Below are 6408 nucleotides of genomic sequence, written 5' to 3'. Positions count from 1 at the left end.
GACGCCCAATAGCCACCGCACTTCCTCGCTCTCCCGATTCAAGCGAGGAAAAGATGAGCGTAGTTTACCGATGTAGACATCGCGTATCCGCTGCGGGAGCAGATGATTTAATCAAGTTTGCTCACTGATCTGATTGGCGTAATCAAATCCTTAACTCAGTTTGCTAATCAACCCACATCAAGTTCGCCGGAGATATCAATAGTGAACAAAGTACGTTCAATCGGGAGGAACAAAAGTACACAACGATTAGTTTAGAAGTCAGCATCAGGCAACGTATCACAGACGACATCCGCGATTTTGAACTGGGCCAATCTTACTGTATCCAGTTAAAACTAAACGCTTCGGGCTACCCAATTTCCGGGTTCCGAACCAGAAGGTTGTGTTTTTATTTGCTCTATTGCGAACAGCAGTGCCACCGGATGATTCTGTAATTAAAAAAATGCTTAATGATAATCGTAGACTCTTTGAGCAAAACCGTGATTTGGGTGGTTATCAAAAATATTATGTATATATGGAAGAATAGAGCTAGGTTTCAGACTCGTCCATTGAATGTCTCTTAGCACTACCCCAACACCCTGCCATGAAGCAGATTTCAGCTTAACAAGCGTGCCATTCGGTACTTAGGCATTTAGATACGTGAACTCTATAGTGCATTCATTCAATCCCACTAACTAATACTACAAGCTGCTAGTTTTATAGCTAAAGCATTGGGGTATCGCCACGGTTGAGAACCACCAATCCAAATACGTGAGGGTAAATGACCGATTGGTGCTTTGAGACTAAAATCAAATTCCGAGTTGGCAGAAGTATAACTGTATATATACCAACCAACTTGATGACAAAAAATACCATAATCTCCATTGACGTTTTTATAAATAAGTGTCTGTACACTAAAACCAAAGCGTCCCTGACTGGAATTCACCCATAAATGGTCAATAGTCTGCAAATGTGGACAGGGAATTTTTTCAACATCACTACTAAATATATAACTACCTCTAGGCTTTGCTAGTGCTTGAGACATTAGTTCCCAAGTTTCTCGATCTGCTGATTGCCATTTTCCTTTTGCTAATAAACCACGCAAATGTGTGTAATTAATAGTACTTACTGTCTGATAATTAGAAATATTTAGCAATTTCTTAGGTTGTTGCTCTAGTGTATGCAATACTTCTGTTGCAGATTGGAAGCGTTGAGAAACGGCATTTTGTAAAAGTTTATCTAAGATTTCACAGAGGTGAACGCTAACAGTATTGTTTGCTGGTAAATGTTTTTGCCATACCCAGCAATCGTTAGTAATATCGAACAAATCAAAGGGAGAAACATTGGTGAGTAAGTAAATACATGTTACACCCAAACTGTACAGATCGCTAGCTGGTAATGCCTTTCCTCGCATTTGTTCGGGAGCAATATATTCTGGACTACCTACTATTGTGCCTGTACGAAGTTGCCTCGTATTAGTGGCGAGTTTAGCAACTCCAAAATCTATTAAAACTAAGTCTCCTCGAACCGAACGACGCATAATATTTTCCGGTTTAATATCTCGGTGGATTACTTGTCTGGAATGGACAAATTGGAGTGTGAGCAATAAACTTTTTAATATCTCCCAAATTTGCGGTTCTTGAAAAACACCTTGTTGTTGTAATTCCTGGGCGAGTGTTTGTCCATCTACTAATTCTTCGACGATATAAAACTTGTTATTTTGTTCAAATTGCGCTAGTAATTTGGGTATTTGAGAGTGTTCTAATTCATTAAGACGAAGTGCTTCCTCGTGAAATAATTTGACTGCCTTGTGCCAAATTTCAGTGTTTTCCTCTTGAAAACATAGCTGTTTGATTGCACATTTGGGTTGTTCTGGAAGATGTTCATCAATAGCTAAAAACGTTCTCCCAAAGCCACCGCGTCCAATGACAGCGAGTGGGCGATATCGCTGTTTGAGTAACAATTCCTGACCACAACTATTACAAAAACGAGAGATTTCAGAATTTTGCGGACGCAGGCAATCAATATTAGTACAATAGCTCATACTATAAGAGTTCTATTTGTTGCAATTAATATATATATAAAGTATTCCCATGCAAACGCCCCTTTCACTAAAAAAGATGACCTACTGGCTATTTCTTGGCAACCCCAGGCATCCGCGACTTTGAGCTTCTTCTGACAGCAGCCAACAGACATGGTTGCTGGTGATGGGTTGCTGAGTAAGGAAATCTGGGGATGGATAAAGTGGCGACACCGGACAGCCCGTCGTAGACATCGCTCTTAAAGCAAAGCGTAGCCAATCGATTTTCTCTCTTACTGCCGAAAGTTCTGCTGATGTGGGGCGTTGCTAGGAAATCTGGTGTGAAGATTCGGTTTGGGAGCTTTTGTGTTAGAAAAGCTACTGCTGAGGGAAAACTGAAAACAAGACCCTGTTTTGAATAAACTAAAACTAAGAGGATTCATATTACTCCCTTATCGAGGTTTTATTCTCAGTCAGCAACCTCAATCAACATAAAAGTATTACCCGACAATAGCTTTACGATTTTGACACCTGATGAACTGCCTATAGTTCTGCAACGGCTGAATGCACAAGTTGAACCGACAAAAGTATTTAGATTCTTTAAGAAACACTGCTCAATGACGGGAAGACCAGCAACTGATGTAATTAGAGAGTTAATTCGCTCTTTAGAAACTGAAGAGTAAAACAGTCTAATCGACCAGGGCGGCTGCATCATGTCAAGAATGCTGGCAAGAAATGCCAATTTTAAAATAAACATCTGATCGGGAACTATTGTGGCTTTGAATTTAGTAGGATATTTTCTGGTTTAGTTGTCTCTAATATTTCTGGTATCTATGGATAAGAAAGGTATTGATTTCAAATGGTTTTATAAATTACCAATTCGACAGAAACAGCTAATTGCCTTGTTCACTTCCGAAGTAATTTCTATTTTGGGATTGGTAGGAACAGGAGCGATTTTAATTATTAGTAGTGGACGAAGTGTTTTAGTCAACCAGGCCAAGTCGGAACTAGCTGTGACGGAGATTAATTATAATATTAAAGTTAATCAGATGGGATTTGGTTTTCGAGGACAATCTGATAACTTGGCAATTATTACCGCCGCTCAAGAACATAATAAATCCCAGAAATTAAGCCCGGAGTTACAACAGAAAATTAAGAAAATATTGAAAAATGAAATTCAAGCTAGAAAAATAGAATATGCGACATTGGTGGGGCGAGATTTCCGAATTATTGCGAATGCTAATCATGAGCGCACAGGGGAAATATTTAACCCACAAAAATTGTTGACAGAGATTTTTAAGAAACCTTCCCAAATCAAAACCAGCGAAATTGTTACCTGGGAAGAATTAGCCAAAGAGAATCCTCCTTTGCCACCAAAATTTAGAGGGCAAGAAGCCTTAATTCGCTACACAGTTACAGCAGTAAAAGATCCACAAAGTCATCAGGTTATCGCTGCTTTGTTATCTGGGGATATTGTTAATCAAAAACGACCTATTGTTACTGAAACCTTAGATGCAGAAGATGGTGGTTATAGTGCAGTTTATTTCCAATCTTCTAGAGGAGAATTGCAGTTAGCAACTGCTGCGATTGAGACGAATCATTTCCATGAAGACCAGAAAGGAGAAAAAACAAAATATTTACTAAATTTACCACTACCAACTACATCCCTATTGACAAGTGCGCTCGCCACAAAGAATCAGATTGTGACTGAGCGTATTTCTCTGCAAGGACAAACTTATACTATTGCTGCGAAAAAACTTGTTAATCATGCAGGGCAATCGGTGGCAATATTAGTAAGGGGTACACCGGAAACATATTTAAATATCCTCTTAAGAGAGAGTCTATTATTACAAACAGCCATCGCCATTTTCACATTAATAATTAATATTGGATTAGCAAGAATTTTAGGAAGAGCGATTACTCATCCAGTCAAACATCTTATACAAGTAGCTCAAAAGTTTTCCCAAGGAGAAATGACAGAAAGAGCAGAAATTTTCTCGGAAGACGAAATTGGAGAATTGGCAACAAGTTTCAATCAGATGGCAGAACAATTATCACTGAGACAAGAGACAATTGAAAAACAGATGAAGAAATTAGAAGCTACTTTAAAAGAATTAAAAGAGACTCAATCCCAGTTAGTTCAAATAGAGAAAATGTCTAGTCTGGGTCAAATGGTGGCAGGGATTGCCCACGAAATTAATAACCCGATTAGTTTTATTTATGGAAATTTATTCCCTTTAAGTAATTATATAAATAACCTGATGCAATTATTGCAGCTATATCAGCATTCATATCCAGAAAGCAATAGGGAAATTAATCAGTTAATTGAGGAAATAGATTTCGATTATTTACAGCAGGATTTACCCAAATTAATAGATTCTCTGGAAGTAGGTAGTAAGCGCATTCAAGAAATCGTTCTTTCTCTTCGTAATTTCTCCCGTCTAGATCAAGCAGAGTGTAAGTTAGCGGATATTCATGTAGGAATTGATAGTACGTTAATGATTTTGAATCATCGTCTGAAATCCCAACCGGGGCGGGGTGAGATTGTAGTCATAAAAGAATACGCATATTTACCCCTCATCGAATGTTACCCTGGACAGTTAAATCAGGTGTTTATGAACATCATCAGTAATGCAATTGATGCTCTGGAAGAATCAATAGAAAAAAATCCTATTCCACCTCAAATTCAGATACGTACCCAACAAATTAGCCCAGAAACAATTACTATCCATATTCGAGATAATGCTTTGGGAATACTAGAAATACAACTAGCCAAAATATTTGACCCCTTTTTTACTACCAAACCGATAGGTAAGGGGACTGGGCTTGGTTTATCAATCAGTTACCAAATAATTACGGAGAAACATAATGGTAGGCTGGAGTGTTTATCTACCCCAGGCAAAGGTACAGAATTTATCATCCAAATACCCATTATTCAAAAATCTAATAGAGGTTAGGAAAAACGGAGCTTATTCACTAATAAGAACTAATAAAAGTTTCCAGAATATATAAATATTTTCAGAAGGCAGAAGGCAGGAGGCAGCTATGCTGAAGGGAACCCACGTTTAAAAACGTGGGATTGAAGTAAGGACGCCTTGTGTCTCGTGGCACTTTCCGCGACGCTCGTAGACTCGCTAACGCTGCGCTATCGACACAAATCTTTTTATACTAGTGGGCAATAACCCACAACTAAAGTTTTTATTAGTACTTCTTTCATAAAAGCCTTCTGCCCTCTGCCCTCTGCCTTTCTTTGTAACCAGCGAAAGGTATATGAGTAATACTGAATAGTTCTTTTTTCAACCTACCTGATTATAGGGACAGTGGTAGTTATTTCAGTGGTAGAGTTCAGTTTTAGCGTTGCATCCTACCCAATGTTCAATTGGTTACGGTTAGGCGACCACTTATTTAAGCGCTAGCGATGTGGCGAGTGATGAAGTCAGTATCGGGTAAAATGTTGGGAATTAAATATATTTAGGGTGAGGAGCAAGATTTAATCGCAATGAACAATCAACTTAAACGAATGTCACTAAGCATGGTATTGACGTTAGGTACAGTACTGATGCTAAGTAGTTGTGGTCAGAAACCGGAAGAATCTACTACCACTACGCCTCAAACACCAACTGCGATTGCTCCAGCTAGTCCTGCATCTAGTCCTGTACCTAGTCCTGCATCTAGTCCTGTACCTAGTCCTGCCTCTAGTCCTGTATCTAGTCCTGCCTCTAGTCCTATCCCTGGTGGAAATACAACTTCTAGCTCTAAGAAGCCAGTATCGGCGAATAAAGCAGCAGTTTTAGCCGCAGCACAAAATCTTGGAGTGAAACCACAAAACGAAACAACTTGCCCAAGTGATGCACAGGTAAAAGGCAAAATTACGAATAAGAGAGGCAACATTTATCACCTTCCCAAAACTTTAGATTACGAAAAAGTCAAACCGGATATTTGTTTTAAAGATCCAGCAACAGCACAACTTGCCGGTTTCCGTGCGCCTAAGTAATCTAAACAGGGCAAAGGCAGTTGATAAAAAGAAAGGCAGAGGGCAGAGGGCAGAGGGCAGAAGGCAGAAGGAAGAAAAAGGTACAAACCTTGCCCCTTGTGGGCAAAAAATTAAAAACATTCTTTGCGTTAGCGAAGCGGCACGAAGTGCGATGCGTAGCACGAGAACATATTCATCCGCTTCATACCTCTTCCCTTTATGGGAGAGGTTTTCCTTCTGCCTTCTGCCTCCTGCCTTCTGCCTTTTTTGATTTTTCAAATACTTCCTCGACTGATTGTTGCACATCCAAAGATGGCTAGTGTAGCTTTTGAGATAGGGGCTAGCGTTCTGGTATATCCGGGAGAACAATTGGCATTGTGGATCAACCTTTACAATGGGTTCACCATTTCGACAATTTTGGAGAGATACCCGATAGAAT

The 6408-nt window shown here is 39.4% G+C and carries 6 protein-coding genes; 3 read left to right on the top strand and 3 right to left on the bottom strand.

Translation table 11 applies throughout. From position 1 onward, the window contains the following. Positions 1-310 precede the first annotated feature (310 nt). Positions 311-523: a hypothetical protein gene (locus tag V7K76_RS29260; protein WP_334780232.1), complete on the top strand. Its 213-nt coding sequence runs from the start codon at positions 311-313 to the stop codon at positions 521-523. A gap of 144 nt (positions 524-667) precedes the next feature. Here V7K76_RS29260 and V7K76_RS29255 read toward each other — a convergent pair whose 3' ends face one another. The 3 genes from V7K76_RS29255 to V7K76_RS29245 all read right to left on the bottom strand — a co-directional run bounded on the left by V7K76_RS29255 (position 668) and on the right by V7K76_RS29245 (position 2753). Further along, entirely contained in the window at positions 668-2020 is a 1353-nt protein-coding gene (locus V7K76_RS29255) for a serine/threonine-protein kinase (protein WP_334705777.1), read from the bottom strand. A gap of 81 nt (positions 2021-2101) precedes the next feature. Further along, a complete protein-coding gene (locus V7K76_RS29250; RefSeq protein WP_334705778.1) occupies positions 2102-2251 on the bottom strand; it encodes a hypothetical protein in 150 nt (49 codons plus the stop codon). A 214-nt stretch (positions 2252-2465) separates the two neighbouring features. After that, entirely contained in the window at positions 2466-2753 is a 288-nt protein-coding gene (locus tag V7K76_RS29245; protein ID WP_334780230.1) for a hypothetical protein, read from the bottom strand. Positions 2754-2829: 76 nt separating this feature from the next. Between V7K76_RS29245 and V7K76_RS29240 the strand changes: the two genes are divergently transcribed. Together V7K76_RS29240 and V7K76_RS29235 are read left to right on the top strand one after the other, a co-directional pair. After that, entirely contained in the window at positions 2830-4953 is a 2124-nt protein-coding gene (locus V7K76_RS29240) for a sensor histidine kinase (protein ID WP_334780229.1), read from the top strand. A gap of 563 nt (positions 4954-5516) precedes the next feature. Continuing rightward, positions 5517-5990, top strand: a complete 474-nt coding sequence (locus tag V7K76_RS29235) for a sunset domain-containing protein (RefSeq protein WP_335030333.1) — start codon at positions 5517-5519, stop codon at positions 5988-5990. Positions 5991-6408 lie beyond the last annotated feature (418 nt).

This window comes from Nostoc sp. (genome assembly GCF_036917975.1).
Taxonomy (GTDB): Bacteria; Cyanobacteriota; Cyanobacteriia; order Cyanobacteriales; family Nostocaceae; genus Nostoc.
The sequence above is the reverse complement of the archived record's forward strand: the minus strand, read 5'-3'. Positions and strand labels throughout refer to the sequence as shown.

What these genes read in the sequence shown, in the direction of transcription:
- V7K76_RS29255 (WP_334705777.1), bottom strand. Translation starts at nt 2,020, where the DNA reads ATGAGCTATTGTACTAATATTGATTGCCTGCGTCCGCAAAATTCTGAA.
- V7K76_RS29250 (WP_334705778.1), bottom strand. Translation starts at nt 2,251, where the DNA reads ATGTCTACGACGGGCTGTCCGGTGTCGCCACTTTATCCATCCCCAGAT.
- V7K76_RS29245 (WP_334780230.1), bottom strand. Translation starts at nt 2,753, where the DNA reads ATGTTTATTTTAAAATTGGCATTTCTTGCCAGCATTCTTGACATGATG.
- V7K76_RS29240 (WP_334780229.1), top strand. Translation starts at nt 2,830, where the DNA reads ATGGATAAGAAAGGTATTGATTTCAAATGGTTTTATAAATTACCAATT.
- V7K76_RS29235 (WP_335030333.1), top strand. Translation starts at nt 5,517, where the DNA reads ATGTCACTAAGCATGGTATTGACGTTAGGTACAGTACTGATGCTAAGT.